The 21,315-nt window shown below is 44.6% G+C and carries 15 protein-coding genes; 3 read left to right on the plus strand and 12 right to left on the minus strand.

The genetic code is table 11. From position 1 onward, the window contains the following. Positions 1-75: 75 nt before the first annotated feature. A complete protein-coding gene (rfbC, locus tag CXF83_RS09320) occupies positions 76-615 on the plus strand; it encodes a dTDP-4-dehydrorhamnose 3,5-epimerase (protein WP_101089325.1) in 540 nt (179 codons plus the stop codon). A 520-nt stretch (positions 616-1,135) separates the two neighbouring features. On the opposite strand, the gene CXF83_RS09325 is transcribed toward rfbC, so the two are convergent. The 12 genes from CXF83_RS09325 to CXF83_RS09380 form a co-directional block, all read right to left on the minus strand. Continuing rightward, the gene (locus tag CXF83_RS09325; RefSeq protein WP_101089324.1) at positions 1,136-2,407 is read right to left on the minus strand and encodes a CDP-glycerol glycerophosphotransferase family protein; all 1,272 of its coding nucleotides are present in this window, start codon (positions 2,405-2,407) and stop codon (positions 1,136-1,138) included. Positions 2,408-2,419: 12 nt separating this feature from the next. Then, entirely contained in the window at positions 2,420-2,842 is a 423-nt protein-coding gene (locus tag CXF83_RS09330; protein WP_101089323.1) for an adenylyltransferase/cytidyltransferase family protein, read from the minus strand. Between the two features lie 93 nt (positions 2,843-2,935). Then, positions 2,936-4,405, minus strand: a complete 1,470-nt coding sequence (locus CXF83_RS09335) for a sugar phosphate nucleotidyltransferase (protein ID WP_101089322.1) — start codon at positions 4,403-4,405, stop codon at positions 2,936-2,938. Between the two features lie 10 nt (positions 4,406-4,415). Further along, entirely contained in the window at positions 4,416-6,458 is a 2,043-nt protein-coding gene (locus tag CXF83_RS09340) for a WecB/TagA/CpsF family glycosyltransferase (protein ID WP_232775082.1), read from the minus strand. Between the two features lie 289 nt (positions 6,459-6,747). Next, entirely contained in the window at positions 6,748-7,827 is a 1,080-nt protein-coding gene (locus CXF83_RS09345) for a glycosyltransferase family 2 protein (protein ID WP_198553531.1), read from the minus strand. After that, a complete protein-coding gene (locus tag CXF83_RS09350; protein WP_101089320.1) occupies positions 7,814-9,334 on the minus strand; it encodes an oligosaccharide flippase family protein in 1,521 nt (506 codons plus the stop codon). The genes CXF83_RS09345 and CXF83_RS09350 overlap by 14 nt, the downstream gene beginning before the upstream one ends. Before the next feature lie 645 nt (positions 9,335-9,979). Next, positions 9,980-11,230, minus strand: coding sequence for an O-antigen ligase family protein (locus CXF83_RS09355; protein WP_101089319.1), 1,251 nt, complete (start codon positions 11,228-11,230; stop codon positions 9,980-9,982). After that, positions 11,185-12,597: a GumC family protein gene (locus tag CXF83_RS09360; protein ID WP_198553532.1), complete on the minus strand. Its 1,413-nt coding sequence runs from the start codon at positions 12,595-12,597 to the stop codon at positions 11,185-11,187. The genes CXF83_RS09355 and CXF83_RS09360 overlap by 46 nt, the downstream gene beginning before the upstream one ends. 26 nt (positions 12,598-12,623) lie before the next feature. Further along, positions 12,624-13,958 (minus strand): polysaccharide biosynthesis/export family protein, encoded by a 1,335-nt coding sequence (locus CXF83_RS09365; RefSeq protein WP_101089317.1) that lies wholly within the window; start codon positions 13,956-13,958, stop codon positions 12,624-12,626. Positions 13,959-13,983: 25 nt separating this feature from the next. Continuing rightward, a complete protein-coding gene (locus CXF83_RS09370; RefSeq protein WP_101089316.1) occupies positions 13,984-14,334 on the minus strand; it encodes an STAS domain-containing protein in 351 nt (116 codons plus the stop codon). Between the two features lie 427 nt (positions 14,335-14,761). Next, positions 14,762-15,154, minus strand: coding sequence for an ATP-binding protein (locus CXF83_RS09375; protein ID WP_101089315.1), 393 nt, complete (start codon positions 15,152-15,154; stop codon positions 14,762-14,764). Between the two features lie 13 nt (positions 15,155-15,167). Continuing rightward, positions 15,168-16,415, minus strand: a complete 1,248-nt coding sequence (locus CXF83_RS09380) for a SpoIIE family protein phosphatase (RefSeq protein WP_101089314.1) — start codon at positions 16,413-16,415, stop codon at positions 15,168-15,170. Positions 16,416-16,798: 383 nt separating this feature from the next. Between CXF83_RS09380 and CXF83_RS09390 the strand changes: the two genes are divergently transcribed. Together CXF83_RS09390 and CXF83_RS09395 are read left to right on the plus strand one after the other, a co-directional pair. Continuing rightward, a complete protein-coding gene (locus CXF83_RS09390; protein WP_443018845.1) occupies positions 16,799-17,629 on the plus strand; it encodes a phosphate/phosphite/phosphonate ABC transporter substrate-binding protein in 831 nt (276 codons plus the stop codon). Next, positions 17,629-21,270 carry a PAS domain S-box protein gene (locus tag CXF83_RS09395; RefSeq protein ID WP_101089312.1) on the plus strand — a complete coding sequence of 1,214 codons (3,642 nt, stop codon included), beginning with the start codon at positions 17,629-17,631 and terminating at the stop codon, positions 21,268-21,270. The genes CXF83_RS09390 and CXF83_RS09395 overlap by 1 nt, the downstream gene beginning before the upstream one ends. Positions 21,271-21,315 lie beyond the last annotated feature (45 nt).

Genomic DNA, 21,315 nt, shown 5'->3' on the forward strand with positions numbered 1-21,315 from the left:
TTGCTGAACATTAGCACCGAGTTTTTCTTTTGCTGTACTTTAGTTATTTTTCGCGTTTTTTTACCATGAGATATTATGAAACTCATTTCTACCGCTATTGCTGATGTGTTGTTATTCGAGTCCCAACGTTTCGGTGATGAGCGTGGTTTTTTTATGGAAACCTTTCGCCAATCTCAGTTTGACAAATTGTTTGAGGGGCTAGGATTAACAGCCCCCACTTTTGTGCAAGAAAACATGAGTCGCTCTGCAAAGGATGTGTTGCGGGGACTGCATTTTCAAAAGAACCATCCCCAAGGCAAACTTATTCGAGTGGTCGCCGGAGAGGTTTTTGATGTGGCCGTTGATATTCGTGCAGGCTCGGCGACTTTCGGCCAATGGGTGGGTCAAATTCTGTCAGCTGAAAACCGCCTGCAACTGTATATTCCAGCAGGATTCGCACACGGTTTTTTAACCTTAAGTGAGCATGCTGACATTATCTATAAATGCACTGATTACTATGTGCCAGGTGATGAAGGGATCATTGCTTGGAATGATGCTGATATAGCGATCAAGTGGCCGTTAGAGACGGGTGTTGTGCCTATATTATCGGATAAAGATAGGAAACAAAGACGGTAAAATCTTAGACGAACGGCTTATGGCTTACGGCCTAAGGCCTTACGGTACGTGACTTCGTCACTACGGAGCGCTTCGCTTACGGCACGTGACTTCGTCACTACGGAACGCTTCGCTTACGGTAAAAACTAAAAAAGCCTAAAATCTTAGATGAACGGCCTAAGGCCCTACGGCACGCGACTTTGTCACTACGGAGCGCTTCGCTTACGGTAAAATCTTAGGCCTACGGCCTACGGCACGTGACTTTGTCACTACGGAGCGCTTCGCTTACGGTAAAAACTAGCAAAGACGGTAAAATCTTAGACGAACAGCCTACGGCCTCACGGCACGTGACTTTGTCACTACGGAACGCTTCGCTTACGGTAAAAATTAGAAAAGAGCAAAGCGACGGTATAAATGCTGACCTTCTCATTTTGTTCGGCTTTACCCGTGCTCTTGATCGGCTCTTAACCGGCTTCTAATCAGCCTAAACCGTCTCAGCTTATTCGGTCTTTACCCGGCTTTCCCCCGGCTCTTGATCGGCTTAAACCGTCTTAGCTTGCACCCACTCTTCCAATACACTAAACGATTCGGTTTCATCTCCCCAAAGCATCTTGTTAGCTGTTTGATAGTTTGCGCTGTATTTATTGGTCAGAGCGTTAACTGAAGCAGGTTCTATCTGAAGTAATAACTCGTTGAACGTCAGGCACTCTGGTCCTAGTGTCGGCATTGAATTGGAATACTCATACATTTCTCGGCAGTTTTGTTGATATTGCGCTTTATCGAATCGGTAAAAACAGATGGGAATATTCAGTGGTAGTACATCAATAAACAGTGATGAATAGTCGGTGATCAACAAATCGACTTCATGCAATATGCCATACACGTCTTCCATCGCACTGATGTTCAATATGTTAGGTAGACTTGCAAGATTATTGCCCAGCTCGGCTTCGTTCGGGTGTAATCTCAGTAAAAACAATTGATTATTTTTCTGCAGGTGTTCTGATAGCGCTTCCCAGTTAAACGCGGCTGTATAGGGCGTTTCATCTTCAAAGCGCTTACTTTCAAAAGCATCACGCCATGACGGGGCATACAAAATGACTTGTTGATAGCCTTGGCGAATACTTTTACTCTCAATTTCAGCGCCTCTTTCGCTACACTTTACATTTTTTAGTAGCACGCCTGTTTTGATGGATTGCGCCTGATGTGGGGTTAATCGATAGTAATCAGTTCTGGGATATCCGCAGCGAAGTAAGTTGCTACTTTTGAGTCTAAATGCGCTGTTAAACAATTTATCAACTAGCGGGCTGGGGCTGAGCATGAGGTCGGGTTTAATCCGTTGTTGATGTGCATGCATGCTCTGAATAAACGTTTGAAATCGTGACGTTGGATTAAATACCTTCGCCATTGGGCCTGACGTAATATCGAACTCAATTTTCTTCATCGGCAGACCATGCCACAAGTTTACTTTTACAGCGCCTTTTGCCAGCCATTGATTGATGTCACCTATATAGCTGTTGTAAAAATAGTATTTGGCGGTTAATGCATGATACGCGCCTTGGATTGACCAGCGGTAATAGACTTCACAGCCATCACCTTGGAGCTGCTTGATAATATCTTTGTTAGCAGTGATCCAAATGCAGCGGATGAATTGACTCTGTTGCCAGTGTTTATAAAGGTATTTACTGTTATCGGAAAATAGCTCTTTATAGCTGCCAAATACGGCTTTATTGGCATTTCGAGGCGCAAGCGCTGATAGTTTATAGATCAGCTTTCTTGTCGCTGCTTTAGCCCACTGTAAATCCGAATTCTGCATTGTTTTTGTACCTTATTTTTGTACCTTATTAATGTCATTGTTTGGCATTTTGGCCGCGAGGCTATTTTTGATCTCGGTTGAGGAGATCTCTCCAGTGCGACTTAGATAAACAACATCGCACAGTATTGACAGTTCATCAAATTCTCCCTGCCAATCATCTCCCATCCCAAAAATGCTGATATCGTGTTTACAGATATCTTTGGCCTTTTGCTGCCAATGGGTTTCAGGCACCACCATGTCGACGTACTTACACGCTTCAACAATTTCAGCCCGTTGCAGGTAACTAAAAAATGCGGCTTTACCTTTTAACGCATTAAACTCATCCGTTGAAACGGCCACTATCAACTTATCACCGAGGGCTCTAAGGCGTTTGAACAGACGTACATGGCCAAAATGAAATAGATCGAAGGTGCCGTAAGTAATAATCGTTTTCATAATGTTCTCTCTTATATTCTCTAGGTGAGCGCTAAATAGGGACTCGTTATCAATCGACATTAGTTTCAGTTGTTGATGACTCGCTAATGATGGTTATTGCTTAACCGTGTTTATCGGTGTTTTGTGTTTAACAGATTTGGTAAATATGGACATGCTGACTAACGACCAATATTTACTGCGCTGGTTAATACAAAGGTATTCGGCTTCAACAAATTCACGCTCTTCTATCGGTGCTGCAGCGTCGATAACCAATTGCAATGGGCCGTATAGCCCTAATGATGCTGCTAAGTCGATTGGGTTATGCTGTTTAGTTGTCTGTACTTTTGCCTCAAATGGCGTCGCACCAAATAGGGCTAGTCGGCCGGTAAATACCCAATAAAGCTGCGGTAGACGGGCGATAAATAACGGGCTTAGATTCCAACGCCAAGTTGCTTTTTTTCCACCTTTGATAAAAATATATTCTCTGATCAAAGGTTGCTTAGGCTGGGTGATTAGCGATATCAACATTAATAACGGGGCAAAAAACAAACCGATAGAGAACATGACCAATGCTTGTAATCTATCCAGTGTGGAGACGTGTAGTAGTGGCTGCAAACGGTTAGCGAGTTTGCTATTGTCAGAGATAATACTCGGGTCTGTGAGCGTTAAGTGACCGCCATTTTCTGGCATGATCAGTAAGTCTTCACAGACAATTGCGTTACTGACATTGAGCCCTTGACCAATATAAGTATTATCTAAAATAAGGCAGTTATTTAGGCTGCAAGCTTTCTCAACTAAGCAGTTTTTGCCAATGATAATGCTTTGCTGCATATCAACACTTTCATCTATCCAGGTATTTTTACCTATCACACCCCATGCGTCGTGCATTCTAAGTTGGCCGGTTTTGGTTTTAGCACCAAGGTAAAAACCCTGTACCTTGGAAGCACTGCTAAAGTATCGTCCTTTAGGGGTTATGCCTGTAAGCTTTGCTGACGCAATTGCTTGGTTGGCACTCATGTAATCTTGCAGAGAATCGAGCATAAAGCAGTCGCCGTGCAGAATTTGAGTGACACTTTGCGATTGCTCAGAACTCTGGTTAGCGTTTTGGCTATTAGCTAATGGCCAGTTGAGATCTTCAGTAAAATGCTTGGCGCCAGGGAGCATCATTAGGCCTGCATTTTTGTTCGCTATTTTTGCGACTACGTGGCTAGTGCTCATCCGTTGGCTAAATTGCACAAATGATTTGATGCAAGGGCTTCTCAACATATCGGCTCGCGCCAGCAATATTGCTTCATTTGGGTTAAGCGCTAGCCGTGGCAGAATGTTGGATACTGCTTCTTGCTCACGACTTAAAAAATACTCAACGTCTAATCCCCATTTCTCGCCATTACCAATGAGCTTTTCTATTGCTGCAGATTGAGCAGAGATAACAATTCTCACTCGGTCAATTTGGGCTTCGGCTAAATCTTCCAAGGTAAATTCAATCACGGCCTTATTACCTACAGGCAAGAGTGCAGGGCAGTAATGCGCATTCAAGGGGGCGAGTTCATTACCGTTTCGATTAGCGAATATGATTGCTTGCATAGTCAGCTCCTTAATATGCGCCACGAGCAAATAACACGGCTGGAATGGTTTTAATCAATAGCCAAACATCGGCGGTAATTGATTGCTGGTAGATATAGTCAATGTCGAGTTCAACTTGCTGCTCAAAAGGGATATTTGAGCGTCCAGAGACCTGCCAAATACAGGTGATCCCAGGCTTTACCAGCAGTCTGTTTCTATCATGCTGGCTGTATTGTTTCACTTCACTTAACAGCGCGGGGCGCGGACCGACTAACGACATATCGCCTTTTAAGACATTCCAAAGTTGTGGTAGCTCATCGATTGATGCTTTACGAATAAACTTACCTATCAGGGTGATTCTTGGGTCTCGCTTCATCTTAAACAGCACGCCGCCTTGCATTTCATTGTCTGTTGTTATCACTGCGAGTCTTTGCTCTGCGTCCTGATACATGGAGCGCAACTTCCACATGGTAAAGGGTTGGTTATGTCGTCCTGCACGCGTTTGGCAAAACAACACAGCGCCTTTCGACTCAATGCGGATACAGAGTGAAATGAGAATGAACAAAGGCATAAGTAACGTAAGCAAGGTGGCTGATACCGAAATATCGATCATACGTTTAGTGCCGCGGTTTAAGCGTCGACCTAAGTTATGTGCTGCGCGGCGTGCATTTGCTCGCTTAGCATCAAAATTTGGGGTGTAGTGAGTATTTGTTTTAGCCTTTACCTTTTGTGGCTGCGTCGGCTGCATTTTCCTCAGTTGACGGTTTTCGTTCCAAACACGTCGCAAAAACCTTGGATTGCCGATGATATAACGTTGCCACATTCTGCTAGGCTCTTGCAGCAGTCTGTAGGTCCACTCCATTCCCATTTGTCTTAACCATAAAGGGGCTCGTTTGATCCGATTTGAATAGAAATCGAACAGACCACCGACACCGATGCCAACATGGCAGTTGAGTTGATGCTTGTTCTCTTTAAGCCATTTTTCTTGCAGTGGTGCGCCCATTGCGACCAACAAAATATCTGCTTGAGATTGGTTTATGCAATCAACAACGGCCTTGTTTTCATCATTATCAGGCTCTTTGTTATTGGTGTTGTTGCCTCTGGTGTCGGCATGCTTGTTGCTCATATTGAAATAACCGCTATGAGTGCCTGCAATTTTTAGATCTGGGTAGCTTTTTTGCATATTGCTGGCAGCATCAATGGCCACTCCATCAGCTCCCCCCAGTAGAAAAATAGACAACTGCTGCTCGGCGGCGAGCTGGCACAATCTTGGGAACATGTCGGTACCGTTGAGATTGTCTTTCAGCGCATGCCCTTTGGTTAAGCAAGCCAACCTGACACCCATCCCATCAGCAAATACGCGCCCGCTTTGTTGTAAGCACTGACGATAAGCGTCATTTTTCATGCTGATGTTTAAACAGTCCGCATTCACAAAACTGTATTGTTTCATTACTGATGGAGTATCGCTTTGGCACTGTTGCTGTAAATCACTTAAAAGATCCGCCATGGTCCAGTTATCTAACGCTATGCCAAACACAGAGATTGTTGCGGTTGTACGTTTGGTTTTTGGCATAAATATACCGGTGATAACCAACACGAATAGGGCTCTTACTAGTGCTGATATGTAGTTAACCACGCTGCTGTGGGCTTTGTTGAGAGAGCGGTGTGCAGCTTCAAAGCCAAGGCCTGTGGCACTGTTTATCTGCTCAATCGAGGTGATCCCGGGGTTTATGGCGTAATTTTTATCTGTTTGATGGCAAGCTTGTTTGGCATCAAATGCAAATTCGATTTTGCTACCCAGTAGGCTGATGTCACCCTTGAGCAGGTTCAATAGCATAGGCAGCGATTTAAAGTGTCCAGCGTAAGTAAACTGATATAGCGCGATAACACTATTGTTAGGTCCAGAAATAAACACCGATTCAAACGTATGGCTATGCGTGGCAGCGCTTCTGAGCATGGCATAAGCAAGTAATGGACTCGTGAGTAATATCATCAAGATTGCGGCAAGTGCATCGACAACACGGATGGCGAATGCCGTAGTGCGGGGAGCGCGCGTTTGTATTTTCGTCATCATCGGCCTCGTTGTCATCAATCGTGGTTATCAATCTAGGTTATATAGAGTTACTGCAGGTAATAGGCCAATACTTATATACACTTTATAATCATGTGTTTACGGTGTTTTTCGGTGGGTTTTGTCGTGTGTGTTTTTAAACGATTTGCAACTTGCATCGCGTGCTGCAAACGATTTATGACGCTTGATAGGGCAATTGTTGGGCGTTGAAGAGGGGATATACGGGTATATGGCTATAGATAGACTCTAGCAAGGCTTTTACAAGCCATTACTAGAGGAAAGTCGCTCTGCTTTACAAGCTGTTCATTAGCTCGGCGGTCACGCCGTCTTTAGATATTCGTGCACGTTGCATACGCCCAAGAACGGCTTGAGCAGCTAGCTCAATGCCTTTATAGACGCTGCGCGGCAATATCTTTAACAGGTAGGCGGCGGCAAGTGTTGCCAGGGTGCGGCCGGTTTCATGCTTAAGAATCGACGGTGATGTTTTTAATGCTTGGTTTATGCGCACCACCGCTTCTTTACCATCATTATTACGAATGGCTTGTCTCGCTAAGTATCGCAGTTGATACGCACGGGCGCGATTTTCGTGTTGGGCTAATAACTCAGGAGCGTAGCGACTGGCTTTGTTTATCATGTTTTCCCATGAAGCATATTGTTTATTGGAGTCCGCTGATAAGCCCTGATTATTGAGGCGGTAATAGGTGAGTGGCGCCGGTAGCCCCTCCATTTTCCAATGGGTGGTTGCAAGGATCCTTAACCAGCATTCGATATCTTCTGATTGACGAAAATTTTCATCAAAATAGCAACTATGGGGATGGCTTTTGTTCAGTGCTTGGTAACGGATATCAGCTAGCGTTTCTCGGCGCAATACGGGAGCCGAACCGTTACCAACAGGATTACGGCACAGCAGAACACTGGCGCTGATATCGGTTAACTGTGGCATTTGGAACACATTAATGGCATTACCTTGGTAATCAATAAACAGTGAGCGAGAAAAGCTAATGCCCACTTCAGGCGCATTATCCAAGTGTTCTACATGCTGCGCTAATTTCTCAGGGTGCCACATGTCGTCAGAATCAATAAAAGCGACGTAACGGCCAATAGCGTGGCGGATCCCGGTATTTCTGGCGGCAGCCAACCCTTGATTAACGTCATGACTAATAATACGAATACGTGGGTCGCTAAACGACTGGCACAGGGCAAGGCTGTTGTCGGGCGAACAGTCATTGACCAATATTAGTTCAAAGTGGCTAAATTCTTGTGCCAATACTGAGTTGATCGCGTCTTTTACAAAAGCTTCAACATTGTAGATGGGCATAACAACAGAGACTTTTGCAGTCAAAGGTTTGTGGTATGGGTTATGAGAAGTCATAGCGTGTCTCCCGTGAGCCAACAGTTATCGGCTGTGTCGGTTGATTAGGATTATGAATGCTGGATTGCGGGCTGGCTGTCACTTGAGCTGAGGTGATGGCCGCTGAAGCTGCATCGGCTTGTTGAACCGTAATCTCGCCGTTGTCAGCTTCAGGCTCAGGTTCAGACTTTTGGGTTAACTGTAAGTAAATAGTGAAACCGGGCATCATAAATAGATGCACCAGCAAAATGCCCAGTGCTACCGTTGTGAGCCCTGAGAAACTGCAGAGGGTGATCGTCACTGCGAGTACTAAGGTAAAAATGCTATTGCAGATAAGGTTGAATCGACTTTGTCCTGAGCTAATTAAATATTGGCTAGCGGCTTCACCAAGTGGCCTGACTAAACCACTGAGACAAAGTAAAATAAAAATTGGTAGTGCGCCGGCTTCAAGCCATTTTTGACCGTAAATTAGCGGCAGGTAAAAAGGGGCGAGTACAGCTTGCACGGTAATGATGGGCACCGTGAGTAACATAATAAACTTGAGTGATTGAAAGTACTTTTGCTGCTGTGAAGTGTTTTTTTGAGCATCGTTGGATTGTTTCTGACATAGATGCGAGTAAAGCGCAGTGCCATAGCTTTGTATCAAACCAAGACTAATGCCTAAACTGGCATTGAAAGCAAAAAAGTAGATCCCCAATGCTTCTATGCCAAGGAAATAGCCAACAAGTATATAATCGATGTTCTGGCGCATGGCGATTGCCAAGTCACCTAAACCTACCTGTATACCAAACCTTAAGATCTCAATTGCTTGTGGGTTTAAACCCAGCTTACGCTCTTTGGGACTCGTTTCGCATTGACCGGCGTTAATCGCACTCGATGCTGATTTGAGTGTCTTTGATAAAGCCCCGGGAAGGGGATTGTGATATCGATGAACCCCAATCCAAATAAATATCACAATAATCTTAGGCAAAATAATTGCCCAGATCCCTAGCCCGAGTAAAGCCAATGTTGCGGTGAGCAGTCCATCAAAAACGGTCTGCCAAAGTACCGCTCGTCCTACTACCCTCATTCGGTTGAGGCGTAGGTTCTTTGCGGCGTAAAGCATGCCTAGCGGCAGCAGTAAATAGCTTGTTGCCATGAGTATCATAGGAGGTATGAGCTGCAAGTCATCGTAATAGAAAGCAAGCGGCAAACTGAGTAAGCTCATGGCAACGAAGGCGGTAATCGCAGCTAACCAGTTAACTTGATTAGCACTGGTGAGTGCATTGTTAAACTGTTCATCATCCATCTGTATTAATGCGGCGGATGATATTCTGCGGGTGGGAGTACAGATAACTTCAAAACTGGTGAGAATGATGGCGACCAGACCAAATATTTCAGGTGTGAGTAAGCGAGCAATGATAATGCTAGAACCTAAACGCACAATACGACCGAGTACTTGAGCGGAGCCGAGCCAAAATAGACTCTTGCCCAGCGCACTCCCAAAGAGGGTAGTTAGGGTGCTTTTAAGTTGTGAAATAGCTTGCATGCAACCACCTGTTATTCAATTCGAGAGGCGCTAGGATTAAGCTGTTAATCGCATCGTCACACTCTGCTTCTGTCATCTGTCATCTACTCTTAGCGTTAGATCTATTGTCTTTGGCTAAGGGTTATTGGAGGTGACTTTTCCTCTTGTCATATACAGAGGGTTACAGATATCGTGCCAACCTTGTGCTTTAACGCTGGAAGAATGTAAGTGTTTGAAGTGTATTGTGATTGATCCGTTGGGATGAAAGAGCTATCGGTGTGCCGCTATGTTAGGACAGGTTATGTCTGTGGATTTTGCATATTGCGAGTCAGAATGGAAGCCGGTAAGAGCCGGATAGAGCCGGAATAGAAAAGGGATAGAGCCGGTTGAGAGCCGGAAAGGAAACGGATAGAGACGGATAGAGACGGATGAGGGCCGGAAAGGAAACGGATAGAGACGGATGAGGGCCGGAAAGGAAACGGATAGAGACGGATAGAGACGGGGGAGAGGCGGAAAGGAAACGGATGAGAGCCGGTAAGAGCGGGGTGGGGCCGGATGAGGGCCGGAAAGGAAAAGGGATAGAGCCGGGGGAGAGCGGGTAAGAGCCGGTTGAGAGCAGGATAAAAGACGGATAAGAGCCGGTAAGAGCGGGGTGGAGTTGTCACTTTAGCTTGTGGATTTATTTTGTTTCAGTGCTATGCCAATAATGATGAGTCCTGGCCAGAATAGGTAGGCGAGGATTTCTAAGTTTTCACCAAAAGTGTATAGAAACATCTGCAACAGAATGGCAACTGCTACGGCTGAAATCGCATTGCTAAAAATAAAACGCAGTAGGCTAATGAAAGTGACTAACATCGCTGAGGCTAACGCTAAAGCGCCCACTAGCCCTTTAACAAACAACAACCCATACCAAGTATGGTGGGAGCCAATGACCATGTATTCCACTAAATGCGGACCTTTTTCAACAATGCCGTGACCCCAAATAACGGCTTCGTTAGCCCAACGTTCGAGTGCAATGTTGCCCAACTCTTGTCTAACTCGGGTTGAACCTGCGCGTGCGTTCTTAAATGCGTCGACACTTTGTTGTACTTTTTCAAGCACGCTATAGCCAGAGAATCCGAGAAATAGCAGGGCTGGGCTAGCAACAAAGTACAGCCATGGCGAACGGTACCAACGTATGAACATGAAAAAGCCAATGAGTAACAGGTAAGTCACCAGCGCAAGTCGAGATTGAGACAACAAAATCATGCTTAAGCTGCCAGCGAAACCATAAAACCGATACCGCTTTGATTGCTCTTGGGTGGTAAAGATAAAAAACAGATTTCCCATCATGCCTAATGCTGGTGCCCACGGAGTGAACAGGCGCCATCTGGGGATCCCACTTGCTGGATCGAGTTCATATAAACTGACGCTGAAAAATTCAGGTCCAGGTCCACCAATAATACTCAGGGGTGAGGTATAGAGCGTAGTGGGTAGTTTTAGTAGCCAGGCAAGCATAAAAATAGGCAGTAGAATAAGGGTGTGTTTACAGACGATGCAACAGGCACGATAGATGATTTGTGGGCGGATATTAAGTGAGCCAATTAAAGGAAAAATAGCTAACAGCGCCCAACCTTTGGCCCAACCAATACTCGACTTAATTAATTTGGCAACCCCTAAGCCTTCAGTGAGATGCGCAACGACCAGTGCGAGTAACATCAACGACATGGCCGCGATCCAGAATTTTTGCGTATTGGAAACAACAAAGTGCTGCTGGTTCACAAGGATTCTTTTGGCAAACCTTAGCAATAAAATCCAGCCAATCACCGGCGCGACTACATACATGGCACCCAATAACCAAAATAGGTAGGTGCCTGTGATGGAGTACCAAACTAGTCGTTCATCAGAATTTTCTGGAGTATAGGCTTGCGGATCCATAACATTCCCATCCCTGCGATTAATGATATCGATGCGGCAAATCCGCCAACCAATGCCAACAATATTGCTAACTTATCTGATGCCTCTGGCATTGTTGGTGACGACATTAACTGTATCAAAGGAAATGACGAATATATATCAGCTTTACCAACATCCATTTTAGCCAGTGCTGAGGTGAATACGGCGGTGGCTACCTGGTGTTCTCTTTGTAGATCTTCTAGCTTTGCAGCATCATCGTTACTGTCGTATAAACGGTGATCCCAGTCATGGATCTGCTGCGTCAGCGAGGCAATTCGACGATTGAGTCCTTTGGCCTGAGTATCGAGTGTTATTAGCTGCTGCATTAATTGCGCTCGGCCATCAAGATCATCGACTGATATCATCAACATTAGGCGTTTATCAGCATAACCAAGCAGTACTTTACAGCGCTTTGATATCGCCGCTAGTATCGATTTTTGCTCATTTCTATGGGTAACCACCTGTGGGTGGCGCTTACCATATCGACTTGAATATTCAGTGAGTTTTGCCGTTACATTGGTATAGCTTACCAGTAATTGCTGAAACAACTGGTCATTTTTAAGGGTTAGCAAACCGGCAGCTTGTTTTGGTGACAATGACAGATGTATTTCAAGCATTTTTTGACTTGCGATAATGCCTTGATACTCTGATACCAAGGTGACTTTACTATGTTTTAGGCGCTCCATTGTCAGTGCTAGCTCTTTAAATTGGTCAAGCGAGACCAGACCATGCTCCGACTGAAACTCAAGTAATTTGGTTTGGGTAAAGCTGACTTTATTGGCAAAACTCGCCATACCTACGCGGATAGCATCTTCTCGTTGCTGTACTTCATCGTTACGCAGCAGCGACAGTAATGCTTGTAAGCTGTGATAGTGCGCCCATGCTCGTTGTTGTGCGTCTTGAGCCGTGGATGATTTTATGCTGAACTGCATCAAGCCAGTTTGATTTGGCAATTTTAGCTTTGGTTTAGTAAATGCGCTGTTTTTAATGTTCATGGTTTTGGCCGCAGCATTGAGTATGGTTTTGCTGGTGGCGATTGACTGGTAATTGATTCTAGGGTCAATTGCAGTGCTTAAATAGGGTGAACTCGCGCTACTATTGGCTTGGCCAATACTGTCTAAACTCACTACGGCGCCAGCCCCTGCGCCGGGTAAAATGAGAGTCCATTGGCTTACATAGCGGCTAGGGGTCATGAGAATAAACAGCAGTACCAGTAGCCAAATACAAGCGACAAGGGTAAAGGTTAGCTTCAGATAAGCACTTTTTCGCTGCTTAATGGGCATCATGCTACCGTCGACGAACAAACGCTTCATCCACAGTAGAGGTCTTATTGATTGTTTTTTTTCCATCATAGCCTCCTTTCCGTTAAGGACGATTAAAGTAATTCAAGTAGCGTTGCAGGGACTAATATTTCGGTCATAGTCCGCGCGATTTCCCGCATATTGGTCACACGTGAGTCATAACAAGCAATGCCGTCACCGGGCATTAATATTGGATTCATGCCCGTTTCCCAAGAGTGTCTAATTAACGAATCCATAGAGCGTTCAATCACATCCATTTCAGATGTTAAGGGATTTTTAGTGATCAGCAGTAAGTGTCGACTGGCATTGGTTGACTGCGCGCCGCCGACACAGTTTGCCGCTATTGCACCACTCAGCAGGCGCGTACCATAGGGAAAACGAGTGGCGTCGGTATCGACTGCAGATTGCGAGTTACTGCTTGCTGGTTGCGTGAGGTTAGATAGAAACACCCGGATCCCTGGCGCTGTTATTTGCGAGGGTCTAGCCAGTGCATCATCAAAATAATCGTGCTGTGGTACATGAATATGGTCACCTGACATGAGGGTCATTGATGGTACTGGGTAACCGTGGATCACCCCCGAAAGATCGAGCTTGAAACTGTGCTGATCACGAATAACAATAATTTCGCTTATATTCGCGTCGGGGCGAACTCCACCAGAGGCTCGAAGCGCAGCAGCAATGCTTCTTTCTACTGCTTGGTCGCCACTGTGGCTGCCGCTATCATCGATAATGACGGTATCGGTTTTCTTGTTGATTTTGTGCTGTCCAGGTTCAAATACGCCACCTGAAACGGTGACCTGCACTGGCGCCCACTTTAATGGGGTAATACTTATCCTTACGCTGTCTTTGAGCATAAAGTCTTGCTCAACCAAATGTTGTGCAATGGCGGCTGATAATTGCTGAACATCAAGCCCTTTAGCATGAATGGGTTGCAGGTAGGGTAGATAGATATATCCGTCGTTGTTGACTTCGATTTTACCACTGAACTCGAGTCCATTTAAGACGTTCACGTTTAAACGATCACCGACCGATAAACGAATATTTTGCGGCAAATGTAGCGCTTGCTGTGCTTGACCCGTTTGCATTAACCAGGTGGTTCCCATTGGATCATTTGTCCTTTGAGTTATATTTTTAGGCGCACGTTCGCTGGTTTTGCTGCGCATGTAAGGGGTGTCGTTATCGTAGAAGTGGCATTGGGTCATGTCATCTTCTATGTTGTCACAGATGTCTGCTTCTTCTGGGTGATGGGGCAGAACGCATCCCGATAATACCGTCGCTATGGCGATGATGAGTAGCCCAGATAAAGCACTCAATTGTTTTACCTTACTCACTGGACTCAGCTGTATATTCTGCGGCAATGCTGAGTGTTGGACTGTGGCGGATAAGTTTAAGCAGTGATTGGGGTTCATAGCGTCTTCCTTAATACCTGACTTGTTAGCTAACAAGTTCATTGCATATATAGTCAATAGCGGCTGTTTCATCTTCATAGATAGAAAAAACGTGATGCAGACGGGTCAGCTCTATCAGTGCCCGCACACCAGCAGTGGGTGACAGTAATACTATTTCGCCACCTTGCTCCTCGACTTTTTTAAGCGCTGAAATCAACACTGAAAGGCCGCTTGAGTCGATGTATTGCACTTGATGTAAGTCGATGACTAATTGAATCATCCCGCTGTTGATTTTTTGCAAAATGGCGGCACGAAGAGTCGGGGTCTGTGTCATCACCATTTCGACCGGTAAGGTGATTTTGCAGGCATTATTCTGTGCTAGTGGAGAGAATTTCATAGGAAGCTCCTTAATATGCTTTGGGCTGGTTGCTAATGAATCGTTGCTAATGAATCGTTGCTAATGAATCGTTGCTAATGAAGACAAAATAACGATTTGTTTTGTCATTCATCTTTATTGGGTTAGATATTTGCAACTCTGGTGCCAACTTTTAAGTGGTTGTTATTAATCGGTTTAATCTGTTTTAGTGGTTTTGGCTGGGGTCTGTTTGGAAGGGAGTCTTAATATGCAAAGCAAAATGAGCAATCTGCGAATAACTCAATGTGATGTAAGAAACAGCTTAATGTCGTTGACTATTTAACAATGAAAAACAATACGTTGTGTTATGCGCGGGACACTGACTTGACTGATTATCCAAAGCACAACGATGTTTTCCTGCTCCCTAATGTTGAGCTTGAGTTTAGTGTTGTCTGTAAATATGCCTGCGTCATTGGATTGATAAACTCAATTGCAGATGAGTCCCAGCGACAGATTTTTGCACCCTGACGTTATCCATCCAGCTATGCATAATCCATAAACCACGACCCGACTGAGCATCAGTATCAGGGCATTGCTGTGGTGCTTTACTGCAATGTAATGTGGAGTGGTCCAGCAGGTCGACAATCACTTTATTATCGCGATTGTGTAAAATGAGGGTCATATCTGCGGATCCATTGTTAGCGTGATCCATTACGTTTGCGACAGCTTCGAGTACACAGGTGACAATCTTAAATCGTTGCGAGGAGCTTATGTGGTTCTGCAACATAAACTGCTCTATTTCCAGACAAAGAGAGTGCTTGGCGAGTACGGATTTATTGAGGTTGATCTGTATGCTATTCATGTTCTTTCCTTGATTAGTTTAATAGGCAAGTGAATGGGTTATTGGTCGCAGATTGTGTGGAGATCAGCATTAATGAAACATCATCCTGAGCTTGCTTCTGTTGCCAAAGATCACAGCTATGGGTTAGGTGATGCAGTAATGAATCTGGCGTTAGTGTTCTGGCATCATTGATTATCTTTAGCAGACGCGGCTGGCCCAAAAAACCATGTTTTGGATGACGACATTCATATATGCCATCGGAATAGAGTAATAAATGTTCTTGCTGTGCTAATGAAAAATAACTGCTGTTATATTGGACATTCTTACGGATCCCTACCGGCAGTTGAGTCGCAACGTTGAGCTGAGTTTTATCGACAAAGTAAGCCTGCTGCGAGTTAATCACAATGGGTGCTGGGTGACCCGCGTTAACTAATTCAACTGCGCCAGTGACAGTATTGGCGATGCCTATCACCATCGTCGCGAAGCAGCCGCTATTTTGTGGGTCATCAAACTCATTGTTAAGCGTGTTGATGAGAGTGCACACATCTAATGCTCGCCAGGCATCTTGGTTGTTCGTTAAATGCTGTGCCAAGGTGAAGCTTTGCATAGAAGCCGCTGTACCATGGCCACTGACATCAAGTAGATAAAAGCCAATATGCTGCTCGTCAATATTAAAGCATTGAAAAATATCTCCAGCCAAGTCGTGTGCAGGTTTAAACTCACAGGTCACTTGCCATTGTTGATTGAGCTGACCGTTGTCTGGCAGCAGCGCTTGCTGCAGTTGGGCTGCCAACGCAAGATCTTGTTTGACTAAACGGAGGTATTGTTGCTCTTTTTCAAGCAAGTGGTTGAGTGACTTATTTTTTTGTGCCAGTTGGCGCTGCATCTCTATTATTCGCAGTCCGGCATTGATCCTCGCTTTGAGCACGGCACTATTAAAGGGCTTAGCAACATAATCATCTGCGCCGGAATTTATCCCCTCAACAATATGGCTATTATCACTGTTCCCGGTGAGTAGTATGGTATACGGGTTATTGATTGAGCATTTGAGTATTTTGCAAAACTCGATGCCGTTCATGTTTGGCATCATCCAATCTGTAATAACGAGATCGATATCGTGATCGCTCAGGTAATCAATAGCAGATTCGGCATCGGAGAAATCAACGCTATTGAGTCCCATCGCGGTGATTAAAGCGCTTAACAAGCAGCGTTCGCTATCACAATCTTCGACAAGCATGATTTTAAACGGTTGCTTTGTTTCTGAAGCGGTCAACACTGTCATTACTCAATTCGCAAAATTGTTGGGCTATGCAGTGAGAAAGCAAAGGCTATGCCATCATCGACGATAGCTGAGCTATCTATTTGTATATAGTGATCATTTGCATTTTTAAAGGTTTTGGTGGCTGCCTTGAGTGCTATTTTGCAATTGAGATTGTTGCAAATTGCGAATGGCTGTTCCATATTGGGGTCAAGCATTAATAAACAATAAGTCTTTGTCATAGAAAGAGATTTTAAATTCTCTGTTTGATTTCGCCTATTCTTAATCTTGGCGTACTTATTGCTGGTATTAGTAAAATGAAAATAGATTTAGCTCAAGGATGGAACGGCATGTTTTCACTCTTCTATAGAGAACAAAGGCTTTTGATGCATGGCTCAAAAATAGTGATGGCTAGCTTGCTACTATGCTTTGCACAGACCTGTATTGCTGAGGTTGAGAGCCGTCGCTCAACGGACATATTAGTCTTTGGCGTTGTGCCTCAGCAAGCGGCCAGTACACTCGCTAAAGCTTGGGGGCCGCTGTTGGCTGCAGTGTCGCAAAATGCAAAGCTTGATTTGCGTTTTGCAACTGCGCCCGACATTCCTACTTTTGAATCTAGGCTTGCAAGGGGGGAATATGACATCGCTTATATGAATCCTTACCATTATGCGCAGTTTCATCAATCACAGGGTTATCAGGCTCTTGTTAAAGAAAAAGATAAAAAGCTCAAAGGTATTATTGTGGTGGCTAAGGATGGGCCTTATCACACTCTGGATGCCTTAGCAGGAAAGACGATAGCGTTTCCCGCGCCAGGTGCATTTGCGGCCAGTATGATCCCAAGGGCGAACTTAAAGCAGCGAAATATCGACTTTACAGCTAAGTTTGTTGGCTCGCATGATTCTGTCTATTTAGCCGTATCACAGGGGTTATTTGAAGCGGGTGGCGGCGTTGGTAGAACATTCAATAATTTACCCGTTGAAATTAAATCTAAGTTACGCATTCTTTGGACCACCCCAAAGTACACGCCTCACGCCATTGCTGTGCATCCGAGAGTGTCTGCAAGCACACGTAAAATATTGACGGCAGAGCTAGAGGCTTTGTCGGCGTCGCCGCAAGGTCAGGCCCTGCTCGACACGCTTGGTTTTAGTGCATTTAAAGCGGCTCAAAATAGTGATTGGGATGATGTTAGAGCATTAAAACTGGGTGAGTTATCCATTCCGCTAAAGGAGGGTAACTAATGTCTTTTAGATTAAAAACTATTCTTGGCATTGCCATTATTGAAGGCTTGCTGTTAATGCTTCTGGTGTATACCAGTATCGACTATTTAAAATCCTCTAATGAATCTGAAATAGAAAAACGGGCTCAATCAACGGCATTATTGTTTGCTGCCGCCGCAAAAGATGCCGTGCTCAGTACCGACTTATCAACGCTGAGTAATTTAGCCAATGAGCTAATTGCAACTAATCAGGTGTTGTATGTGAATGTCTTTAATAGAGATGACCTGTTAGTGACCGCAGGAGTGACTGATGGCGCTCATTTAGCGGCGCGTGATAGCAGCGTGACTTATGTTGATGATGGCATTTTGGATATCGAGGCCATGGTCGCCGAGTCTGGCATTGTTTATGGCAGAGTCGAGCTTGGGGTTGAAATATCAAAGCTTGATATTTTTATTGCTGATGCCACCAAACGATTTCTATTTATTGCCGCGTTGGAAATGCTGCTTGTTGCGCTTTTCTCTTGGTTATTGGGTCACTATTTAACCCGAAATCTACAGCAATTGAAATTGGCCTCAACACGTGTGTTTGCAGGGGAGAAACAAGTCAAAATACCGGTAACATCAGAGGATGAAATAGGCCAAGCTGCCCATGCTTTCAATCAGATGGTTGAACAGATCGATATTAAAACCCATGCGCTAGAGAATGCCAACACACGCCTGAGTACCATTTTAGGCACCGCATTAGATGGCTATATCATCATCAATACGCGTGGTGAGATAAGCGAAGTGAACCCTGCTGTTAGCCGCCTTTTTGGTTATAAAGACAGTGAGTTATTAGGCGAAAATGTATCGTTACTTTTACCTTTATCTGAACGGCCCATGCATGACGGTTATATCCGTAACTATCTTGAGAGTGGTGACGCTAAAATCATCGGCAAAGGTCGGGAGTTACTGGCGCAACACAAAGAGGGGAAGCTGTTTCCCATTGAGCTATCAATCTCAAAAATGATGCTCGATGGCGAGCTACTGTTTTTAGGATTAGTCAAAGATCTTAGTGATGTAAAACGGGCGCTGGTGGCGGCGCAAAGAACAGAGTCTATTTTGTTAGCCACCTTAGAAGGCAGTAAAGATGCATTAGTCACCATCGATATTGCCGGTAACATTCAAGAGGTAAATGACTCCGCTTGTTTAATGTTTCATGCCCATCAGCTTGATTTGATTGGTGAATCGATGGAAACTCTATTGTTTAGAGGTGAGGCGAAAATCGCGTTTAGGGGCATGTTAGAAGAGTATCGTCGCACGGGTGCCGGCAAGGCCATTAAAAATGCCACCGAAATGCACGCGACGGACTTTAGTGGCAAGCCTATCGCAATTGAGCTGACTTTGATCCCGGTGCAGTTAGGCGACGAAATGCTGTTGACCGCGTTTATTCGTGATATTTCAAGACGTATGGAGTACGAAACTCAGCTTAAGCTGGCAAAAGACCAAGCTGAACAGGGCAGTAAAGCAAAATCCCGATTCTTGGCTACCATGAGCCACGAAATTCGCTCTCCTCTTAATGCTGTGCTGGGAAGCGTTGAGCTGATGCTGGATTCACGGCTGAATAAAGAGCAACGTATCTATGCCAATACGGCAAAAGAAGCGGGCACGGCGCTGTTAAGTACCATTAACGATATTTTGGATTTTTCTAAAATTGAAGCTGGGCAGATGTTGTTAGAGCAAAGTGCCTTTTCGGCAGCAAAACTGGTCAGTCAAGTGCTACAGATTTTGTCACCTAAAGCACAAGATAAAGGGGTTACCTTAGCCAGCTTTGTCAATTCTAATATACCCGAAAGTCTGATTGGAGATGGTCAGCGATTACGCCAAGTGCTACAAAACTTAGTTGATAATGCGATTAAATTTTCATCCGGTGGTTGCGTGGCTGTCGAGATGTGGTTGCTTGAAGGTACCTCTAGCAAGGTGCAGTTATGCTGTACTGTATCGGACCAAGGTATTGGTATTCCCCAAGAAGCACAAGGCACGTTATTTAAGGAGTTCAGCCAGGTTCATGATGGCTACAATACCAACTATAGCGGCACGGGGCTGGGCCTCGCCATTTGCGCAGAACTTATCAACCGTATGGAAGGCAATATTGCAGTACGGAGTCAACAAGGACGAGGCAGTTGCTTTAGTTTTGATGTCAAACTTGAGTTGGACAACACCGAAGTGCTGTTAACGCCTCATATACCCGCTCATGCTCGTGTGTTGCTGGTACATCCCAATACGACCTATTGTGAATTGTTTACCAAACAATATAGGCAATATGGGGTAACCGCTATTTGTGTCGATAGCATCGACAACATCTTCAATGTATTAAAGGTGCAAGGTCGTTTTAATTTAGTGTTGATTGATGAACGCTGCTTAGTCGATCTCAAAGTGGAGCAGGCTAAAGAGATTAAACAATCATTTCTTTATGATGAGGCGCTAATGGCGGCACTCATGACGGTGGTTGTGCCTGAAGCGTCAAAATTATTGGCAGAGGTGGGCCTTGAGCAAGTGGTTAATAAACCACTAAGCAGAGACATGATGCTTGGCATGCTCAGTGGTGATCACAGCTTTAATACTGAGTTAAGCAGCGCTGAAGATATGTTGATGAATGAAAGCCAAACTCAATTACCGATTTTGTTAGCAGAAGACAGCCCTGCAAACCAAATTGTGGCCAGCGCGCTATTAAATAAATCAGGCTTTAAAGTTGAAATTGCTAATAATGGTAAAGAAGCCGTGGCTATGGCAGCGAATAAAGAATATGCGTTGATTTTAATGGATATGAGAATGCCTGAAATGGATGGTATTGAAGCCACTGAACATATTTTGCTGCAAAAGCCGCAGCAACGCATCATCGCAATGACGGCGAATGTACAAAAAGAGGATGTAGAATTATGCATGAATGCGGGCATGAAGGACTTTGTCCCTAAACCAGTCAATCGCGCACAATTAATTAAAGCGGTTAATCGGTGGGTGACAAAGGATCCATCGATGACTCGGGTGTCTTACCAAGCTAATCATCAAGTGAACGGTTATGGTCAATCTTTAGCGGCTGAATGGGATGATCCTGTTAGAGCTGAGTCCCCTCTGTATACGGCTTCTCCTCAAGCAGATAAAGATCCAATCGAGTGCGTATCAAAGAGGACTCCATCAATATCGAGTTCTGCGTCTACAATCAGTCAAGAGCCGAATAAAGATGGTTATCAAACTGAGGGACAAAGTTTGACTGAAAAACACGGACGAGATCAGGGTTCAGCAAGTGACGTTGTTGAAGAGATAAATAGTCAATTACTCGATGAAGCCACGCTTAAAGAGTTAACCAGTATGCTCGGTGAAGAGGCGATGACAAGAATGTTCAGCGTATTTATTAACGAGGCCGAGGAGCGACTCGGTATATTAAAATCACTGTTAAAAGCCTATCAGTCACTAGGTGAATGTGATCTAGATGAAGTTGACATACAGGCGCACACATTAAAAAGTAGTGCGGGCAGTTTTGGTGCTCAAGCGTTAAGCGTGGCAGCTAAAGGGCTTGAATTAAGTGCCAAAGAAGGTGATATTAATCAAGTAGTCCAGTTACTTAGTGATGTTATTGATATTGGTGAGAAAACCCTACAGGTGTTTAATGCCCGTTTAACGTAACGTCATCTGCGAGTATGTAAGAAAACTGACTGATAACTGCTAGAC

The organism is Shewanella sp. Choline-02u-19 (genome assembly GCF_002836205.1).
Lineage (GTDB): Bacteria > Pseudomonadota > Gammaproteobacteria > Enterobacterales > Shewanellaceae > Shewanella.

Excerpts from the sequence above, each read along its gene's own strand:
- rfbC (WP_101089325.1), top strand. The coding sequence starts at position 76 with ATGAAACTCATTTCTACCGCTATTGCTGATGTGTTGTTATTCGAGTCC.
- CXF83_RS09325 (WP_101089324.1), bottom strand. The coding sequence starts at position 2,407 with ATGCAGAATTCGGATTTACAGTGGGCTAAAGCAGCGACAAGAAAGCTG.
- CXF83_RS09330 (WP_101089323.1), bottom strand. The coding sequence starts at position 2,842 with ATGAAAACGATTATTACTTACGGCACCTTCGATCTATTTCATTTTGGC.
- CXF83_RS09335 (WP_101089322.1), bottom strand. The coding sequence starts at position 4,405 with ATGCAAGCAATCATATTCGCTAATCGAAACGGTAATGAACTCGCCCCC.
- CXF83_RS09340 (WP_232775082.1), bottom strand. The coding sequence starts at position 6,458 with ATGATGACGAAAATACAAACGCGCGCTCCCCGCACTACGGCATTCGCC.
- CXF83_RS09345 (WP_198553531.1), bottom strand. The coding sequence starts at position 7,827 with ATGACTTCTCATAACCCATACCACAAACCTTTGACTGCAAAAGTCTCT.
- CXF83_RS09350 (WP_101089320.1), bottom strand. The coding sequence starts at position 9,334 with ATGCAAGCTATTTCACAACTTAAAAGCACCCTAACTACCCTCTTTGGG.
- CXF83_RS09355 (WP_101089319.1), bottom strand. The coding sequence starts at position 11,230 with ATGGATCCGCAAGCCTATACTCCAGAAAATTCTGATGAACGACTAGTT.
- CXF83_RS09360 (WP_198553532.1), bottom strand. The coding sequence starts at position 12,597 with ATGGAAAAAAAACAATCAATAAGACCTCTACTGTGGATGAAGCGTTTG.
- CXF83_RS09365 (WP_101089317.1), bottom strand. The coding sequence starts at position 13,958 with ATGAACCCCAATCACTGCTTAAACTTATCCGCCACAGTCCAACACTCA.
- CXF83_RS09370 (WP_101089316.1), bottom strand. The coding sequence starts at position 14,334 with ATGAAATTCTCTCCACTAGCACAGAATAATGCCTGCAAAATCACCTTA.
- CXF83_RS09375 (WP_101089315.1), bottom strand. The coding sequence starts at position 15,154 with ATGAATAGCATACAGATCAACCTCAATAAATCCGTACTCGCCAAGCAC.
- CXF83_RS09380 (WP_101089314.1), bottom strand. The coding sequence starts at position 16,415 with ATGACAGTGTTGACCGCTTCAGAAACAAAGCAACCGTTTAAAATCATG.
- CXF83_RS09390 (WP_443018845.1), top strand. The coding sequence starts at position 16,799 with ATGGCTAGCTTGCTACTATGCTTTGCACAGACCTGTATTGCTGAGGTT.
- CXF83_RS09395 (WP_101089312.1), top strand. The coding sequence starts at position 17,629 with ATGTCTTTTAGATTAAAAACTATTCTTGGCATTGCCATTATTGAAGGC.